General features: G+C 74.3%; 6 protein-coding genes. All 6 read right to left on the bottom strand.

The features are described 5' to 3' along the window. Window positions 1–34: 34 nt before the first annotated feature. Genes GTY58_RS41545 through GTY58_RS04935 form a run of 6 tightly spaced genes read right to left on the bottom strand, consistent with a single transcriptional unit; the run spans window position 35 to window position 19,328 of the window. Window positions 35–2,608, bottom strand: a complete 2,574-nt coding sequence (locus GTY58_RS41545) for a peptidoglycan recognition family protein (RefSeq protein ID WP_010982368.1) — start codon at window positions 2,606–2,608, stop codon at window positions 35–37. Beyond that, window positions 2,605–6,201, bottom strand: a complete 3,597-nt coding sequence (locus GTY58_RS04955) for a hypothetical protein (protein WP_010982367.1) — start codon at window positions 6,199–6,201, stop codon at window positions 2,605–2,607. Before GTY58_RS04955 ends, GTY58_RS41545 begins: the two co-directional genes overlap by 4 nt. Further along, window positions 6,198–7,061, bottom strand: a complete 864-nt coding sequence (locus GTY58_RS04950) for a hypothetical protein (protein ID WP_010982366.1) — start codon at window positions 7,059–7,061, stop codon at window positions 6,198–6,200. Before GTY58_RS04950 ends, GTY58_RS04955 begins: the two co-directional genes overlap by 4 nt. Further along, on the bottom strand, window positions 7,058–8,626 hold the full coding sequence (locus GTY58_RS04945; protein WP_010982365.1) for a hypothetical protein: 1,569 nt from the start codon (window positions 8,624–8,626) through the stop codon (window positions 7,058–7,060). Before GTY58_RS04945 ends, GTY58_RS04950 begins: the two co-directional genes overlap by 4 nt. After that, a complete protein-coding gene (locus tag GTY58_RS04940; RefSeq protein WP_010982364.1) occupies window positions 8,626–18,642 on the bottom strand; it encodes a DUF6603 domain-containing protein in 10,017 nt (3,338 codons plus the stop codon). Before GTY58_RS04940 ends, GTY58_RS04945 begins: the two co-directional genes overlap by 1 nt. Next, entirely contained in the window at window positions 18,639–19,328 is a 690-nt protein-coding gene (locus tag GTY58_RS04935; RefSeq protein ID WP_010982363.1) for a hypothetical protein, read from the bottom strand. Before GTY58_RS04935 ends, GTY58_RS04940 begins: the two co-directional genes overlap by 4 nt. Between the last annotated feature and the right edge of the window lie 130 nt (window positions 19,329–19,458).

The raw sequence follows: 19,458 nt of genomic DNA, 5'->3' as shown, positions 1-19,458 counted from the left end.
CGGCGCACACGGTGCACGGCCTGGGCGGGGCCGTTCAGAATGGATCACCCGGGTACACGAGGCGCAGTTCGTCGACATGGCTCATGAGGTACTCACCGGGGCACTGGGTGGATGCCGGGGCCCGGGACTGCTTCTTGCGCGGCTGGTGGCCCCAGACGCTGCTGATGCCGAAGCGGACGGCCAGGACGTCCACGAGGACGTCGAGTGTTGTGAGTTGCTTGGGCGTCGGGTGGTCGTAGCGTGCCCACTGGTTCTGCCAGCGCGGTCCGAAGTCGCCGGTGAGCACGATGCCGAGATTGCCGGCGTTGAAGAGTTCAGCGTGTGAGCCCTCGATGCCGAGTGGCCGCCCCTCGTAGATCGTCCCGGCGCCGTCGATGATGTAGTGGTAACCGATGTCGGCCTTGTCGTCCGCGAAGTGCGCCCGCTGGATCGTGCGCGGGCCCTCATGCGTGTACGTGACGGGGTCGGCCGAGTGGTGGATGGTGATCCAGCGGTAGACGGAGGCCAGGGGCCGGTTCTCGCTGAGCGGTACGGGACTGCCGCGGTAGGGCGGTGGCGCGAGGGGGCCGGAGGCGGCCTCGTGGAAATCCCAGGTACGCAGCGGGGGGTCGATCTGCGGCGGGGCCGCCCCCCAGGTGGCGCGGCCGACGACGGACACGGTCAGCGGCCCTCGCGGTGTCATGGCCCACAACTCGTAGTCGCCGCTCGCCGGATGCAGGAAGCGCGACTCGTCCCAGCAGGCGGCGACGGGGCCGTGCGCGGTGTCGACCGGCCGGGTGCCGCAGGACGTCAGCCTCAGGGGAGTCCGGTGCGGGCGCTGCCCCGAGACCGGCGCGTTGAACCGGCCGATGTCGGTGATCACGGTGGTGCGGAGTTCCGACAGGTCGTAGCCGTCGCGGGGGCATTCGAGGGAGCGCGGCGGCGGTTCCACGACCCTGAGCGCCGCATCGCACCGGGGGCAGACGAGAACGAGCACCTCGCGGGCGACCAGCTCCGTCGTCGTACCGGGCGGGAGCCGGTGGTGGCGGGGCAGATCGAGTGGCGTGCGGCCGGGCCGCAGTTCGGTCACGGGCACGGGGTCGGTGGCTTCGGCGGCGGGTGCCAGCTCGTGGTCGGCGCAGGCGACCGTCCAGGCACGCGTCCCGGCGTCGGGAACCATGAGGGTGCCCAGCGCGTCCGTCGTGGCCGCGATCCCGGAATGCCGTCCTCCCGATGGCGGGATGAGCCGTACGGTGAATCCGGGGATCGGGCTGCCGTCGCGGCGCAGGATCACCAGGGCCGTGTCCGACGGTGGTGAGAGTTCGGCGGCCAGCCCCGCCTCGACGAAGTGCAGCAAGCGGTGTGTCAGTTGCAGTACCTCGGGAGAGTCCGGCGCGAGCATGGCCTCGGCACGGCTGCGCACGCTCTCGAACGCGCCGCCGAGTGCGAAGCGCAGGAAGTCGACGGCGAACGCGACGATCTCCCCGGCGACGAAGCCGACCGCGGCGTCGGCGAAGCGAGGCGGGCCGAAGCCAGGTGCCAGGGGGAGCGCCGGCGCTCCGGCACTGGTCCTGGTGGCGGCGACGAACGCGGTGCAACGCCGGTCCACGGCGCCGTCGTAGTACTCACGCAGCTGCGCCGCCAGCGAGCGGTGCGGGTCGAAGGACTCGCCGAGGTTCACCCCGTCGATGTCGCCCAGCAGCCGCGGCGTCGAAGCGTGGCGGGCGACCCAGTGGTCCAGCGACCGACCGCGGTCCGCGGCCGGCACCCCGGGCGCGTGGCGGGCGCGGACGTACGCGGCGAGGGCGCGCCCGAGGTCACCGCTCCAGGTGAGGGCGAGATCCGCTCGAGGGGCCGGGTCCAGGGGGCCGGGCGTCTGCCGGTCGGCCCCGTCGATGCCGGCCAGCACCTGCGCCAGGTCGAGCCGCTCGAAGCCGTGCTGCACCCGCAGCAGCGCGGCCAGCCGGGCGGCCCGGCGGGGCAGCTCCCAGGACGAGCCCGGCGTCTGGTCGTACGGGGGGATGTTCCGCCGGTTCTGGATCATCCGCTGCCGGTACTGGTCCAGTTCGGAATCCACCCGGAGCTTGCGCACCGAGGTCAGGTACTCGAGGTGGGTCCTGCCCGCGGGACGCTCGCTCTCGCCCTCCTCGGCGAGTTCGAGGAAACCGTCGAGGGTCGCCGTCTCCAGTCGGACCGGCTGTTCGGCGGCCACACGCCGGGGAGTGCCGGCCAGGATTCGGTAGTCCAGGTAGCGAGGAGACGGCAGGTCGGTCCGCAGATCGACGCGGGTCTCCTGCCGGAAGTAGCCGGCCGAGGTGGGCGGCAGCACCCAGGCCGTCTCCCCGGTGAGGTAGGCCCGGTCGACTTCGGCCGCCACGCGCAACGCGTCCGTGCCCCGCCCGTCCACGGTCACCCGGCCGATCGTCACCAGCGTGAAGTCGGCGGGCAGCGGCCCGACGACGAGCCCGGCCAGGCTGCCGAACTGGTCGACCTCGGTCAGCGCAGGCTCGTCCGGGCGCGGTACGCGCGGCCGGATCAGCACCTGGTGGATCTCGATGCCGATCCGGGGCGGCTGGGGCGGCGGCTGCCCCAGCGCCGCCGCTGACAGCCGTGCCAGTGCGGAACTCACCCGGTGCCCCCGTCCTGAGGCGCTTCCCGCGCTTCCGGTGCGAGGCGCAGATAGCCTTCCTGGGCCCATGCCGGTACCTCCGGCAGCAAGGCCTGCTGGGTGGCGGCCACGACGGGGTCGTCGCGCCAGGACAGGGGCGCGGTGCGCCGGGTCCACAGCCGCTCGCCGTCCGGCGCGGGCGTGAGCGGCATACGGATGGTGGCCGGATCGACGAGGACGGGCCCGACCCGCACCGACGGCACCAGCCGGGCCAGATCCTCCGCGAACCAGTCGCGCAGCAGATCCACGCTCTTGCGGGGCAGTATCCCGGAGGTGGCGTGGACCTTGGCGGCCGGATCCATGAGCAGGGTGAGCCTCAGGGACCGGCCGGGCAGCAGGGACAGCGCGGAACCGTCGGCCACGGTCGGGGTGCCGATCGGCCGGGGAGTCGTGGCGCGTTGTCCGAGGGCGGCGAAATCACCCCGGTGCCTGCCCGAGGGAGTGGCGACCCGCGCCACGTCGGCGTGGACGGGGTGGATCAGGCCGTAGTCGTCGTCCACGAAGTAGGCCAGGAGGCCGTCGTCGAGACGGGTCAGCGCGCCGAGACGAACGGGGAACCGCCGTCCGGCCAACCACGCCCAGGCCGCGGCGCGCCCGGCCCGCGCGGCCGGGGACAGGGCAGGATGCTCGCCCTCCGGTTCGATGTCCAGCATCAGCCGGGCACGTACCACAGCGATCGGCCTTCCCACGAGCTGCGCGGTGTGTTCGCTGCCGGTCAGGCCGCCCGCTCCGACCGTCGTCGAGGTCGTGTCGACGATACGCAGCAGCGCGTCCAACGGGGTGTCGGACCGGGAGACACCGGTGGCGCGTTCCCGGCTGTCGCGGTCGATCAACCCCTCGGCCAGGCCCAGGAGATGCCGCAGGCGCGGCTGTCCGCCGAAGGCCGCCGACGGCGGGGCGCCCACCGGCGCACGATGTCCCGGCGGGCCCTCCCAGACCACGGCACCGGACAGCGCGTCGTGTGCGAGCTGACCGAGCGCACGGCCACCGGGCGCGAAGAACTCCACCGCCCCGTCCGCGTGGTCGGCGAGCAGCCAGCCGGCCAGCGGGCTCGCCGCGCCCTCCTGCTGGTCGATGCCCGCCTCGCGCAGTTCGTCGGAGGCGTCGACGAGCCGGAAGGACAGCGTCGCGGGCTGGTTGACGCGCGGCGGCAGTGCGAAGACGTCCCGGGCCGGGCCGCGCAGCCCCGACCCGACGTACGCGGGCGGGGTCGCCGGGTCCAGCAGATCCACGGTCCGGCCGAACGCGTCCACCACCCGCAGTTGCCGCAGCCGGGCGAACCCGGCCCGCAGCAGGTCGGGCGGTTCCGTCGGTGCCGGCGGGACACCGGGGGTGAGCGCCACGTCGTCGGTGAAGCCGAGCATGCGCTCACGCAGCCCGTCGAAGCCCGCCGACACCAGGTCGGGCACCCCCTGATCGGCCGAGAGCCGGCGCAACCGGCTCGCGAGCGCGTCGTCGATCCTGCCCTCGCCGCGCAGATCGAGCCGGTCCTCCTCGGCCAGGAACCGGGAGATCTCGTCCCCGAGCGCCCGCGACGGCGCCGAGACGAGTGAGGACCGTCCCCGCAGCACGGTGGCACCGGTCTGGGAGAATCCGGCAGCGGAGTGCGGATCGAAGTCGAGTTCACCCAACTCCCAGTCCCCGGCGTCCGGATGGGGATTCCATTCCAGTTCCCACTCGCACCACAGCGGCACCCATGCCTGGCGCCACAGGGTGATCCCTACCGGCGAGGATCCCGTGCCGTCCTTGAGGGACAGATGGGTGAGCGGCGCGGCACGGCTCGGGAAGGCCAGGGACCAGACCATCATGGCCCCCTCGGCCCGCAGCCGCCGCGCGGCCTCCTCCGGCGGCAGCCCGTACCGGTGGAGACGGCCGAGCGCTTCGATGTAATCGGCGTACGGATCCTCGACCGCCGCCTCGACGACCAGCGCCTCGGCCTCGGCCGGGAGCGAGCCGTGGTCCAGTCCGCGTGCCAGCAGGTCCCGCCCGTCGATGACACCCGCCAGGCGTGTCACCGTGTCCCCGGTCAGCCGGCAGGCCAGGCGTTCACCCGGGGTGCGGACCCCGTCGTACCCGTGCCGCAGGGACCGGCGCAGGCCCCGCATCACGAGCACGGGGTCCTGGGGGTGGAACCGCCGGGGCAGGGGCCGTTGCACTGTCTCGGTGCGGCGAGGATCGGCGGGCGGTGCCACCCGTTCCGGTTGGTTCTCGATCAGGTGCAGGTCCGCGAGGACGGCACGGCCCACCACGAAGTCCGGGATACCGGACGCGGTATCCGCGCGGACCCGGTCCAGGGCCGGGGTCGGGGGTGTGGTGGGCCGCAGACCGGTGAACGGGTCGCCGGTGGCGACGCGTTCCGCGCGGGCCGCTCCGGGGCGCGCCACGAAGCCCCGGGCGTGGATCTCCTCCTCGATCCGAGGCAGCCCGTCGGGTTCGCCGAGCGTCGTGGCGAGCCCGTGCGCGAAGGCCTGGTAGAGGATCTCGGTGTCCGGGCGGTTCAGTTCACCGGCGACGAGGGCGGCGAGCGCCTCCGCGGAGGTGGCCCCGATCGCCACCCGTGGTGCCCCCGGCTCGGGCCGGGGATCCACGGCCGAAGCGGAATCCGCGTGCACCCCGTACACCACGCCGTGGAAGACGGTCTGCCGGGGCCACCAGGCGTGCGGGTCGGCGGCGGGCTGCTGTGCCCCGAGGAGGCCGGCGAGCGCGGGGGAGGCCGGGGGCGGCAGGTCGGCCGACCGTCGGCCGAGCGCCTCGGCCTGCGTCGTGGAGCGCTCGGCCTCGGCCTGGGCGCGGGTGAGCCGGGCGGTGTCCACCTGCCAGCCGAGCCGGTCCAGGAGGGCACGGAACGCGGCGGGAGTGTCGGCCGCCGCGACCGGGTCGAGTTCGGGGCGGGAGTACCAGCCGACCACGACGTAGGCCAGCGCTCTGCGGTGCAGTGCGGGAACCGTGGACCAGTCGTCGTAATGGGCGAACCGCTCGGCCACGTTGTCGTATGCGGCGGCCCAGGCCGGGTCGCCGCCGCAGACGGCGGTGAGCTGCTCCGGGCGGAGCTGCGGGGTGCGATAGGCGCGGGCGCCGCCCGGCTGCCATCCGTCGAGCGCGCCGCTGCCGCCCTTCTCCGCCTCCAGGACCCACGCCTGCACCGCGCGGGGCTGCCCGGTGTAGTGGCCGAGCCGGACCACGACCCAGCGGTCGGGCAGCGGCTGCCAGACCGGCTCCGCCCCCGGGCTGTCCGCCACCGCGTGGGTCAGCGCGTCCGGCAGCGCCCAGTGCAGATGGACACCGGGGCCGAGCGGGGCGGCCGGAGTGAAGGGCGCGGACGTGCGCGGTCCCGGCGCGGACGGGTCCCTGGACAGCCCGTCGAACAGCCGCAGTCCGATGTCGGCCCTGGCTTCCGCGTGGCCTTCGTGCACGACCAGTGCCTGCACGTCGACCGGCACCAGCAGCCGGGGCCCGCGGTGCAGTCCGGCCGCCCAGGAGCGGGAGGCCGCGGCGGTCAGGCCGGTGCGCGCGGTGACCGCGAAGGCCGGGTGCAGGGGAAACGCCTCGGTCACGGCGACTCCTCGAAGGCCGCGGCGAGGTCGTCCAGGGAGATCGACGGGCTGAACAGCGGGCCTTCTCCCGTCCCGGAGAACTCCTGCTGATACGGGCGCTGCACGAGGTGGAGCGCGAAGGTCGCGGCGCCGTCGGCGGCTGTCGTGTGACCGAGATCGGCCCAAAGCCTGCGCACGTCCACGACACCGCAGCCCGAGGGACGGAACAGCACGGTGGCGGCGCCTTCTGGCTCCGGCGGGCGGCGCGCGACGGTGAACACGCCGCCGTCCGCCAGGTCCACGCCGAACTGCAGCCCCTGGTGCGGCTCTTCGACCAGGACGCGGGTGGGCAGGCCGTCGAACAGCGCCAACAGCACGGCGGGCGCCAGGCGTTCGATCCGCAGCGGCCTGACCGGCTGCCCCTCGTGGAATGCCTGCGCGCGCAGCCCCGGCCAGCCGGAGACCGCACGGGAGCGCAGCAGGAAACCCGTGACCGTGCCGACCGGTTCCGCGTCGTAGGACAGGCCCGGTCGCGCCGCCTTGATCCACACATTGCGTTCCGAGGCATCCACGGCGTCGCGGATCCGGCCGTGCCGCGCCACGAGATGGGCCCGGTCCCGCGTGGTGGAGGGGCCTGCCGAGAGCGCGCCGTCCACGGCCGCGTCCGTCCAGTTCCGGTCGAGGAAGAAGAAACGCGCGGATTCGAGCGGCAGGAGACGTTCGTCGGTGACGAGGTAGGCGAAGGGGACCCCTTCCAGCAGGCGCAGCCGGGCGAGCCAGTCGAGTACGTCGTCCGGGGGTGGCTCGCCCGCGCTGACCTTGCCGGCGGCGGCGGTCAGCACCTGCTCGACGGCGGCCTCGGAACGGTATCGGGTGCTCATGGGAAGAGCTCCTCCAACGTGGTGGGCGCGTAGGCGGGGTCGAACAGCGTGGTGTCCGGGTCCAGCCCCGCCTGCCGGGCGATCCACCGGACCCGTTCGCGCAGGGCGTCACGGAGCGGGGCGAGCTGGTCGGGGGTCTGCCGCAGGCCGTCGAAGGTCTGGTCGAGGGGCGAGGCGGGCGGTGTGGGGTCGGGGTCGGTGAGCACCGGCAGGTCGCCGAGGATCTGCCGTACGAGATCCCGTGGCAGACCCGTGCCGGACACGATGACATCGGGCGGGAACTGCGGCAGTGCCCACTCGGCGTCGGCGAGCGGGACCGGGGCGCCCAGCGGCTCGCGGCCGTCGACGAGCGTGCCGATCAGCGCCAGGCCCAGACCCTGGCCCACCGTGAGCCGGGTGAGGCCCAAGTCCCGTACTTCCGGAAGCAGTTCGAGGGCGGCGGCCACCGCGTCGGCGGCCAGGGTCCGCCTGCGCCAGTCGCGCAGCGAGGCGAGGAACCGCGGGGACGACAGCGCGAGCAGCCGGCCGACCTCGTGGGCGGCGGCCACCGTGAGGTCCTCCAGCCCGTCGGCGGCGACAGCCCGGCCCTGGTCCGCCGTCAGACAGGGGCTGCCCGCAGGCCGGCGGGGCACCTCGCGCGGGGTCAGCGGTCCCCGGTACCAGGCGGCCGTCTCCTCGCCGCGCCGCGTGGTGTGACCGATGACGGTGTGCCCGCTGGGCGCGACGGCCGGGCACTTGCCCCGTACGGTGCCCAGCGACCCCACATGGAGCCCCTTCATGAGGGAGTCGAAGTCGCCGGGCTCCGCCGCGCAACGGAACCGCCAGTGGGCGAGGACCGGGAAGCTGACGCCCGCGCCACCGGGAGCGGCCTCGGCACCTCCGGGACCGCTGGCCGGATCCCCGGTGGCGGCGGGCAGTTCCGCGATCCGGCCCTCCAGCGAGACCAGACACGCCCGGTACGCGAGTCCCGGGCGGGGCAGCCGGGCACAGATCACCACGGCCAGGAATCCGTCGTCGTCACCGACCGAGAGCTCCGAGTCGCCGAGCGACACCTCACGCACGTGGCACAGCAGTTCCAGTTCGTCGGGGCGCGGGAACAGCGCCTGGACCACGTCCCTGGTCGTGTCCAGCCGGTCGCAGGTCCCCGAAGCCCCGCTGATGCCGAGTGCGCCGTGCAGGGACGCGGGGACCGCGGTGCTCACCGGCACCCCGGTGACGACGTCGCCCTCGCTCTGCGTGAGCAGGACGAGGGCCAGCCACGGGCGGCGCTGCGGATCGAGGCCGACGGTGACCAGCCGCTCCCAGGGCAGGGTGCGGCGGCGCAGCGCCACCTGGGCGAAGCGGGTGTCGAAAGGGCCGACCGCCTCCGGCGGGGGAAAGACGCTGCGCAACTCCCCCGGAGGGAGCGCGAACTGGGGAGCGGTGACGAGCGCGTGACGTTCCACCGGGGCGATCGGATCGCCCTGGTCGACCGACTGTGTCATGCGCACCAGGTGCGGTCCCGCCGTCACCGGCGGCCGGGCGAAGCCGTGCAGGCGGAACTGTCCCTCGCCGAGCTCTGTCATCACACGTCTCCGATCCACGTCACGGCCGAGCGGCCGGAGCCCTCGCCCGCCAGGTCGCCGGTGAGGGCGGGCAGGCCGTACCGGAGGATCGCGCGGGCCACCCGCTCCGCCGGCTGCGCGCTGCCCAGCACACCTGAGGGACGCCACCGTTCGTCGTGGCCGGTCGTGACCGACACCGGGGATCCGCCCTGCGGTGTCACCGGGTAGAGCAGCACGGTCTGCCCGCCCTGCTCGACCGCGAGGGGCGGCGTCGGCTCCGTGGCGCCGCGGGCCCGCTGGGCACCGTCGAGGCCCAGCAGCAGCCCGTCGGTGTCCTTGACCGGCCCCGCGGCGGACAGCACGACGACGACCGAGTGCGTGGAGGCGGGCAGTTCGGTGGTGGTCAGCCCCTGCCGTCCGACCAGGTCGAAGCCCGTGACGAGGGCGACCCGTGCCGGGCGCAGTCCGCGCTTGGAGCCGGGGGCGGCGGTGCTGACCCGGGCGCCGGGCACGAGGACGGTGCCCGGCATCACCTGTGCGCCGAACGACCCCGGGTGCCAGCCGGAGAGGCCCGCGCGCCTGGGCCGGTTCGCCGTCGGCGTCGTGCCCAGGCCGATGAGGGCGAGGAGTTGGGTGCCCCGGGGAACCGGGACCTCCGCCGTGCCCGCCACCTCGGAGTCGACAAGCGCGGCCCCGGCCCGGTCGAGCGCCACGATCCGCACCCGCTGATCGCCGGTGACGGCCAGCCGCGGCCGTTCGGCCCGGACGTCCTCGGCGGCGCGCCGCAGCCGCCACACCTGGATCTGGCCCGCCCCGAGCCGCACCGGACCACCGTCCACGATGTCCCGCTCACCCGAACGCAGCCACGGCGCCGAGCGGTCGACGCTCAACAGGCCACGCAGCACCTCCCGTTCCTCCCCACTGCGGGAGAAACGCCGCCCGCGGTCCCGTGCGGTCGCCCCAGAGGCCCCGACCCGGTCCGCGAGCGCGGGCCGGGTGAAGAGCTGGGCGGCCGTGGGCAGCGCCTGCTCACGGGCCTCGGCCAGGGTGGGCGCGGCTCGGCGCGGCCACCGCGGGACGCGCACGGTGGTCCGCCCGTCGCGGCGGACCGGGCCGACCGGCGGCCGCAGGGACGCGAGCAACACCGGAGGCGCGACGCGCGGCGGCTCGGGATCCGGCTGCTGCGGCGCCTGCCGCGGGGTGAGCGGCAGGGGCGGCCGGGCCGGCGTCACCAGGCCCTCGGTGATCCTGGCCAGCCGGGGCGGCGAGATGCGGTCGGCCGGCAGCAGCGCGAGGGCGAAGTCGCTCGGCCTGCTCGGCTCGCCGCTCAGACACCGGCCGAAGGCCGCGAACCCGGCACCGCGTACGAGGAACTCAGTCGCCCGGTCCAGCGTGTTCGCACCGGACTGAGTGCGCGACCACCGCACGGCGGCCTCCATGGCGGCGGACCGGACGCCCGCCGGGTCGCGGTCGTCGCTCAGCGGCAGGGGCCGTCGCGGACCGGGGTCGACCTCATCGACGGAGCCGGTGGTGAGTCCGCCGCCCAGGCGGGTGACCGCGCTGAGAACCAGGCCGGTGAACGCTTCGCGGACGCCGCCCTCGTCCAGCTCCACGTCGTCGAACCAGCGCCACACGCCGTCGGGCACATTGCCTCGTACCGCCGTCGACGCCAGGTCGACCGGGGTGCCGACCGGCTTGCCGTCGGCGTCCAGCCGGACCATCTCCACGCGGTGTTCGGACACCACGTCGACTCGCCGCATCGGGCCGAGGTCCAGCGCCGGACCGCTCAGCACCTCGCCGCCGGCCCGGTTGCTCGCGGTACGCGTGGTGGAGGCGAGGGTGAACTCCGAGGTGAGCAGCAGCGGCCGCTCCCGGCTGCCGTCCTCGGGTGCGCCCGTCGCGCCGCCCGGATCGCGGGCGGCGCCCCCCGCCCGTACGGTCAGGCTCATCGTCTCGCCGTGCGGGTCACCGGCGACGAGGTACTTGTCGTGGAACGCCGCCCAGCCCAGCGGCGGCGGAGAGCCCGGGGCGTCGACGGCGCCGAAGGCGACCTCGACCTTGGACACATCGAGATCCAGGACGGCCACTCCGCGTACGTCCGGGCCCTGCACGGTCAGTTGGGCCGCGATCGAGAAGCCGATCGTGATCCGGACGTGCACGAACCACACCCGGATGTCGATCTCCAGACGGGCGCTGACCGCGACGTACACCCCGACGTCGTAGAAGAAGGGATCCCAGGAGACCAGCGCGTCCACGCCCGCGACGAAGGACGCCTGGACGAACCCGCCGTCGAAGGCGGCCTCCACGCGGGCCCCTGCCATGACGCAGCTGGAGGTGAGCGTGAAGTAGCTCTCGCCCTTGATCGCGATGGCGTCACTGACCCGCCAGTGAATGCCCAGCCGGGGCACGTCGGGATAGTGGGCCGGTTTCGCGAAGCGCGGATGGTAGCCGCCCAGGGACAGGACGAACTCGCCGGTGCGGAACCAGATCACCATGGCGAACCCGCCGCTGACCCGGCAGTCGCGGTTCAGCAGCCACGAGTTGTCGGTCAGCTGCGCCTCGACGGACAGGACCGCCTCGCGCGCGGAGAAGCGCGCCCGCAGCGCCAGCTCGATGGAGACGATGGGCTTCGCGGGGTTGGGCAGTTCCATCCGGCACAGACCGAGCAGGACCACCTCGACGTCGTGGTCGAAGGTCACGGCCAGCACGGCCACGGACTCCACGACCGTGAAGCTGGTGAACCGGACACCCGCGGCCAGCCAGAACGCCCCGCGCCGCGGCGGGAACGTCCGGCCCATCGAGTCCAGCGCCTTCATCGGCTCGCGGACCAGTTGGCTGCTCGGATCCATGGCCGCCACGAGCGGGAACTCTCCGACGTCGGTCACCTTGCCGGGCAACACCAGTCCGCGGTTGAGGCCGAGTCCGGCACCGATGCCCGTGATGAAGAAGGCGGGCGGACCACCGATCGGCGCGGCGATCGCGGCGATGCCGAACATCGACGTGTAGCGCTCCGCGGTGCCGACGACGGGGTACGTGCCGTACGCGCCGACGGCGGTGAGGCCGAAGCCCGCCGCCTCGACCTTGAGCATCCCCGCGTACTCCACACCGCCGTCGCGCTCGCGCCTGCGCAGCCCGCCGACCACACTGACGCTCGGCCCGCTGTAGGAGACGGCCAGCCCGGCGAGGCCCAGACGCCAGGTCGCCGGATCGGCCGGTGTGGCCCAGGGGACGTGGAGCGCCAGGTCGTCGACACCGACGGCCAGTCCGCCGAGCGCCACTCCGCCGTCGACGAGCACACCCACCTCGCGCAGCCGGTCACCGTCGTAGGCCACGGAGAGGCCGACCTGTTCGAGGTAGAGCGGACCGAGCTGCTTCTCCACGGACAGCCACCACGGACCGGACCCCGCGCCCGCGCTCAGCCGCAGCGCCACCGGGTCCTGGCCCTGCTTCCACACGACCAGCGCGGGATCGAAGCCCGGCGCGGCCGCAGTGGCGTCACCGCCCGCGGCTTCCGGTTGCAGGATCTTCGCGGCGACCGGGTTCGTGCCACCTCCGGCCGAGCCGAACGGCACGGCCAGCCCCCGCAACTCCAGCCGTGCACCGGCGTGTTGGAAGCCGGACGCGTCGCGTGCGTATGAGCCGTGCAGCGACAGCGCGTCGATCCGCAGACCCTGGTCGAGCAACGGGCCTTTCGCGCCGCCCACTTGAAGCCCGAGTCCCCGCAGTCGCAGCGCGGGGGAGAACTCCGGGTCCGGGCCCGGCAGGGTGTCCGGCAGGCTGCCGAGCCACACCTCTACGTGAGCGGTGCCCGCTCCGGCCGCCGGTGGCTCCCAGGAACCGTCGGCCGAGAGCGCGACGACGACATCGCCCAGCTCCAGGAGCGGGTAGGGCGTCTCGACGAGCTCCAGACCGAGCCCGTACCGCCTTTGCCCCGGCCCGTCCTCGGCTTCGAGGAGTTGCAGCCGTACCGGTCCGAGCCGTGGCGCGAGCGCGGTGAGGAAGCCGGCCAGAGCGCTCAGCACCCGCGGAGTCGGCGCGTCGAGCAGCCCGTCGGCCAGCCGCCACGGTGCGCCGGGCGGGCTGCCGGTCCCGGTCAGGATCCGCGCGGAGTGCAGGACCTTCCCCACAGTGCTGTCGTTGCCCACGGGCGCCTTCAGCAGGTCCGTGACCGGGGCCGGAGTGAGTGCCAGGTCGGCGGCGAGGGGTACGGCGATACGGCGGATCAGCTTGGGCACGGCCGCCGCGACCTCGGCGGAGTCGGCGGCTCCACGGCGGTGCACGAGCGTCGGACTGCCCGGCAGCCGCAGGACCAGGGCCTCCCGGTCGGTCGTCCCGGGCGGATCGAGCCACAGGCCCGCCTCCACCCGGTCGTCGACGCCGCCCAGCGTGACCCGCACGAACGGCATGAGGTCGACCGGGCCGGGAAAGAGCGCGTCCGGATCGACGACGGACCACGACAGGTGACAGGGGGCGGGTCCGGCCGTGGTGGCGGCGAACGACACCTCGGCGTCCGTGCCGGGAACGGGATGCAGGCCGTCCGCGGTGACGGTGAGCCGCGGCACGCCCCCGGGCGCCGCGTCGAGGTCGACGACGACGCGGCCACCGGGGCTGCGCCAGAGCACGGGCGGCTGCGCGGCCGCGTCCCCGATCAGGGCGCGCGCCAGCGCCTTCAGCGCGGCGGTCACCTCGGACGGATGCCGGCGGAACCGCGCACCGAACTCGTCGGCGGGAGCGGACGCCAGCAGCTTCAACTGCTCGATCGAGGCCGCGCCGTCGGCATCGGTCAGCTCCAGCGCGGCCAGCAGCCCGGCGAGCGCCGCGGCGATCTGCTTGAGCCGCGGATCGCCGGGATCGGCCGGATCGGCCAGGTCCCGCAAAACGTCCAGGAGCATCGGAAGGGCGTACTGCGCCGCTTGCTGACCGAGCTCCGCGAGCGCGCCGAGTCCCGGCGTCAGCGGATACAGCGGGATGTCCAGCCGGGGCGCGCCGGCCCGCGGCGTGAGCCGGGCGGCCACCTTCACCTCGGGGCCGACCTCCAGCTCCAGACCGGCGCCGAACCCGCCCGGCCCGGACTGCTCGGCGGACAACGTCAGCCACGCCGTGACGGTCGGCCCGGGCCGCAGCCGCCAGTGCACGGCGGACTCCAGCGCAGCGGGCCCGGACCCGTCCCGCAGCCGCAGCGTGACCTCCAGGTCCGTGCCGTCCTCGGCGACACTGACCGAACCGCCCCCGGGCAGCGACAGCGCAGTCAACCCGCCCGGTAAGCCGATCAGTTGGGCCACCGCGTCGATCAGCCGGGCGAGGTGACCGGGTGCGAGCAGGAAGGGCTCGCCGGGCCGGTCCGCGCCGAGAACCTCCACGAGCCGGCGCCCCGGCGCGGTGATCAGAGGCACGGGGGAGCGGACCGATCCCGGGGCGTCGGGGCGCCGCGGGTCGTGCGCCAGCAGGCCGAGAACATCCAGCAGCGGGTCGAGGAGGATGCCACGGTCGCGCAGGGACTGCAGACCCCAGCGGATCGCCTCGCCGCCCGTGGTGAGCATGACCAATCGGGCCAGAGCCGGAAGATCGGGCTCCGGCAGCACGGCGGCCTCCACCTGTCCGGAGCGCACCCTGAGGGTGAGGGCCGGGGCGCGCTCCGGGCCGACGACGAGCGTGCCGTGCACGGTGGCGATGCCGGCGAGCGGCAGACCCCGCTCCGGTGTGCTGACGGTGATCACACAGTCGGGGGTGACGCCGACCTCCAGTCCGCCGGCGGACAGCAACCCCGCACCGCCGTCCGGCAGTCCGGCCAGCCGCCGCAGCGTGCCACGGACAGCCGGGTCCGAAAGGAGAGTCCGTATGAGCCCTGCCGGATCCGCGATGACACGCTCCAGGGTGTCCGGGCGGAGCTCCACGCGCTCCTCGGCCGTCAGGACGGCCACGCCCGCCTGCACGAGGAGGTCCACCAGGTCGCGCACGGGCCCTGCCGTCGGCCGGGGCGACAACGTGTCCGCCAGCAGCCCCAGGAACCGACGGGCCGCCGCGTCCAGCGTGTGCGGGGTGATCGCGAGCCGGCCGTGGCCCACTCCGTCGAGTGCCGCGTCATGGAGCACGGCCGACACGGAGGCGTCGTCGAGGCGGGGGCCGATACCGACCAGGAGATCCGCGCCGCGCAGTCGCGGTTGCGGCCCGGTCCGCGCCCCGGCCCCCGGCCTGCCGTCGAGGAGCCAGCCGCCGGGCCGCCGCAGTGTCAGTCGTACGTGGAGCCGGGGAGTGACCGTCGGCGCCGACCGCTGCGCGGCGGGCAGCGGGACGCGCCATGCGTCCAGGCGCAGTTCACTGCCGCAGACGATGCCCTCGGCGGCAGCGGCCGTGCTGCGGAAGCTCAGTCCAAGACCGAGGTGGGTGGCCCGGGAGCGGCCCGGCACGGCCCCGCCGCCGGGCAGCCGGCGACGGACCTGGGCGGCCACCGCGGCGACCAGGGCGGTGAGCGCGCCATGCAGTTCTTCGCGGGTGAACTGGGTGACGACGCTCAGCACCGGAGCGGGTGCCGCGGACGGCAGAGCGACGGGTGTGAACGCCGAGACCGGGAACGGAACGGAACGTAGGCCCGAGGGAGCGTCACCGGTCACGGCCGCCCAGGTCGCCACCAGTTCCGCCAGCGGCGAGCCGTCGGTGGAGCTGCCCGCGGGCAGCAGGCCCACCAGGGACTGCAACAGCCGGAAGGCATCGTGTACGCCCGGCTGTTCCAGTCCGTCGAGAGGCCCGGGCCGGGCGGTGTCGGACAGTGGCCCGCCCAGCGTGACGAGCTGCGCGAGGCCCCCCTCGGACCAGACCTGGACCGCCGCCCGGGCGGCCAGCGAGTGCGCCACGAGCACGACCGGCGCGCCGGCCAGGCGTCGGAACTCGGCAACGGCCGGGCGCAGACGGACCGTTGCCTCCTCGGTCGGCGGAAGCAGTACGTACCACGGGCCGGTCGCCGCCAGCCCGCCGAGACCGAACGACTCGGCCGCCAGGCCGGGTGTCCGCAGATCGAGCAGGTGTGCCCCGGCCGCCCCCGGCTGACCGGGCCAGGGTCGTATCCCGGGCAGGTCGCTGGAGACGTACACCGTGCGGGTGGGGTCCGCGCCGGGCAGATGGTCGCTCAGTTCGAACGTCTCCGGCGCGCAGAGGTGACCGCGCGGCAGAACGACGGTGGGGTGCGTGGTCCCCGGCAGTACCTGCGCCGAGACGGGCAGCAGCCCGTCGCTGCCCGCTGCATGGTTCAGCAGCGCCCACAGATCGGCTGCCGAGTCCGGCCGCTCGTCGAGGAGTTCGGCCAGGTCGCTGTCGAAGCGCGCGGCACCGCTGAGCACCGCCGTGAGCCGCTCGACGCCGGGGAGCGGCGCCGAGCCGTCCAGAGCGGCGGTGAGATCGGCCGGGACGAGCGCGTCGAGCACCTCGCCGAGACCGTCCAGACCGGGCCCGTCGGGATCGAGCCATATGAGCAGCTCGGGCCCCGAGTCGTCGAGGGGCAGCCGCCAGGGCCGCTCGTGCGTTCCGTCGCCCGCGACCGCCACCTGCCTGATCCGCTCCGGCCCGCCGCGGGCGAAAAGTTCACGCAGCAACGCGATGGCGGCCACACTGCGGTCCGCCCCACCACTGCCCGCCAGAACGTCGCCGAGCCAGGACCGGACCGTCTCCACGGGATCGGTGACAAGGCCCGCCAGCGGCAGTGGCGGCCAGTCGGCGATCAGCGCGGCGAGGTCGATGCCGGTGTCCTCCTCACCCGGCACCCGCAGCCGTCCACGCGCCGGCAGCCAGCCGAGCAGCGCGGCGAGCAGGCTCCGCGGGTCGAGACCCTCGCGGGGTGTCGTACGCAGCAGCGCGAGACCGGCGAGGCGGGTGAGCGCCGGCCACAGCGCGGATCCGGGGCCTGGGAGCAACGGGTCTACCCCTGTGGCGAGTTCGAGCGGATCCGGCAGGGCCACCTCGTCGCCCTCGACCGTGACCGAAGCACCGGTGACCCGCGCGCGGGCCCCCCATCCGGCCCCCTGCCGCCACCCGGCGGCCAGGAGGAGCGAACCCGCCTTCAGCTGTACGGGCCCGGCGTCGAACGACAGATCCTCCCCCCACGCCAGCCGCAGCTCCGCGGCGGTCAGCGCGACGGCGGACGGCGGGTCCACAGCGGGCAGAGTCAGCCGTACGGCGTCCAGCGCGGCGGACAGCCGCACAGCCCCGCCGCTGATGGGCAGCGGAGCCGAAACCAGCCGGACTCCGACGGTCAGCCGGGGTGCGCCTTCGGCGTCGTCCTGCCACAGGAGGAGGGCCGGCCGGGCGGGCAGGCCCACGTCGCCCACGGAGACGACCCAGGGGTCTACGGCGCTGCCCTCGCCGGTCGGGGCGGGGGCCCGCACCAGGACGGCCAGCTGCGCGGCGATGGCGCCCCATCGGTGCGGGGCGTCGGCGAGGACCCGGGAGTGGTAACGCAGCAGCGCGTACGCAGGGTTGCCGACGATCTCGGTGAGGGGCGGCAGGCCGACCGGCCAGTCGAGGGCCGGTTTGCGCAGGGCCAGCAGGACGAGCAGGGCCGTGGCACGCCGTCCGCCGCCGTCCTCGTCGTTTGAGAACAGTGTCTCCAGCGCATCGTGCAGGGCGTCGACGCCCACCTGCGCGGCGGCCGCGGCCAGCGCCTCGACGCTGGACAGGTCCAGACGTGAGTACGGATGTCCGTCGAGGACGACGTCGGCCGCCTCCAGCAGGAGCCGCACCGCACGGTCCGAGCCGATCGAGAAGCCGGCGGACAGCGTCCCCACCATCAAGGTGACCGGCTGCGGCGGGGCCGGGCGGCGCAGCAGGTGTCCCTCGGCGCCGGACACCTCGACATGTACGCGTACCTCGGGCAGCCACAGCACATCGGCCCCGCCGCCCAGTCGCAGGGCCAGCAGATCGGCCGCGGCATGGGCGGAGACCGCCCCGGACACCTCGGCCGCGGCCGACAGGCCCAGCCTGAGCTCCAGCCCGTCGTCCGCCGCCTGGGCGACGAGCCGTACACAGACCCGTACCCCGGGCAGTGGGCTCAGGCAGAGCAGATACGGCGAAGCCGTGGTCCCCTCGCCCCGCAGGGGGAGCGACAGCCGGAGCCCGAGCAGCTGCCCGAGGGTCTCCAGCCACGCCCGTGCCGCGGGTGGCGGCACCGGTTCGCCGGGCTTGGGAAGGAACACCGCGCGCAGCCAGTCGGCGAACACCAGGGGGCCGGAGCCCGGGAGTTCGGCCAGCGGAAGCGGCGGAATGACGGAGGTGTCGCCGAGCCCGAACAGCGTGAGCAGCAGCCGCAGCCGCCCGGCACTGGCGGGATCGATCGTCCCCCTCGACCGGAGCAGGCCGGTGAGCAGGTCGGCGAGCAGCGGGATCAGCTCACCCAGCCGGCCGGGGAGTGACCCGTCGTCGATGTCCAGATCGCGGGCGGGTTCGCCCGGGAGCCGCAGCCCGGTCAGGCTCAGCCGCAGCCGGGGGCGGCCGAGGGCATGGGTGGGGACGTCCGCCCCGACGCGCAGGCCGCCCAGGCCGAAGTCGCCGGGTGCCGGGGGGAGTCGCAGGCTGACGGCGACGCGGATGTCACCGTCCGCGGTACCGGGCAGGAATCGCGTACCGCCGGGGCCGGTCGCCACCATCGGTACGACGACCGAGGCGGCGCACTCCACCTCGGCGGCCCGCAGCGTGGCGCGGCCGGCCAGCGACAGCGCCACCGTGTCGCCGGACGCGTCCACCACCAGATAGAGACGTCCGGCCGTGGCACCGTCGCCCGTGGGCAGCGGGATCCAGGTCCGGCCGGGCTGGGCGCCCTCCGTTTCGAGGGCCGCGTTCTTCGCGCTGCCCAGCAGCGCCGCGGCGAGCTCCAGCGCGGCCGCACGCCGTACCGGATCGCTGAGCACACCGGACAACTGCTTGCCGGGATCCGCGAAGAAGGCCTGATCCACCTCCAGCCGGGGATCCGCGCCGTCCCCCGGCTCCCGCCTGAGAACCCCGAGCGCGACGGCGAGTTGGACCAGCTCCGGAGGCAGGGTCGGGAGGGTCATCGCGGCCCCTGACGGTCGACGGCGTGCATGGCCTGAGGCACCACGGTGAGGAATCCGTCGGCGGCGTGGACGCCCCCGGGTACGAGCGGCCGGCAGTACTGGTCCTCACCGGCCAGCGAAGCGACGTAGCGGCACACCGCGATCAGGGCCTGCCAGCAGGCCGCCACGGCCGTCTCGCCCCAGACGTCCACGAGCAGCTCGGGCCCGCGAGCGGTCGTCTCGGCCGCCACGACCAGTCCGGCCGGCTCGTTCGGAGTCCCCACGGCCATCGGCACCACAAGCTCCATCTGCGCCGCCTCGCCACCGGAGATCTGGTCGCAGAAGGTACGCAGTCCGATCAGGACGATGCCGTTGAGCAGAGCCGCGCGACTCTCCTGGTAATGGACGCCCAACTCGCTGTCCAGGTCCTGCCACACGAACCGCCCGTACCGCAGCTCCCCCCGGGCCAGCGCCGCGCGGAACAGGCAGAGGAAAAGGGACTCCCGCACGACCAGCGGCGGTGCGGGCCACCCGGCCGGCCAGCCGCCCGGCGGCCGGCCGCCGCCCGCCTCGGCCCGCAGCGTTTCGAGTTCGTCACGGCACTCGGCCGACAGCGGAGCCTGGTCGAGATCCCGGTAGGACCAGCTGTCCTGTTCGGCCCACTGCGGACCGGGCAGGGCAGCGGCCGGCGAACGAGGGAGCGCCATACACGACCCTTCGGAAGGCTACGGAGTGTGCCGTGCGACCGCTGAGCCCCTCTATTTTTAGGGTGATCAATATGGAGATACATACGTCAGTAGGCGTACAAATACGGGAGTTTGAACCGCCCAGTGAGCT

Origin of the sequence: Streptomyces sp. SID5469 (assembly GCF_009862865.1) — a bacterium.
Lineage (GTDB): Bacteria > Actinomycetota > Actinomycetes > Streptomycetales > Streptomycetaceae > Streptomyces > Streptomyces avermitilis.
Note: the sequence above shows the minus strand (reverse complement) of the source record. Positions and strands in the feature narration are given on the sequence as shown.

Bases quoted from the DNA above. Each gene is read 5' to 3' on its own strand.
- GTY58_RS04940 (WP_010982364.1), bottom strand. From the start codon at position 18,642: ATGACCCTCCCGACCCTGCCTCCGGAGCTGGTCCAACTCGCCGTCGCG.
- GTY58_RS04945 (WP_010982365.1), bottom strand. From the start codon at position 8,626: ATGACAGAGCTCGGCGAGGGACAGTTCCGCCTGCACGGCTTCGCCCGG.
- GTY58_RS04950 (WP_010982366.1), bottom strand. From the start codon at position 7,061: ATGAGCACCCGATACCGTTCCGAGGCCGCCGTCGAGCAGGTGCTGACC.
- GTY58_RS04935 (WP_010982363.1), bottom strand. From the start codon at position 19,328: ATGGCGCTCCCTCGTTCGCCGGCCGCTGCCCTGCCCGGTCCGCAGTGG.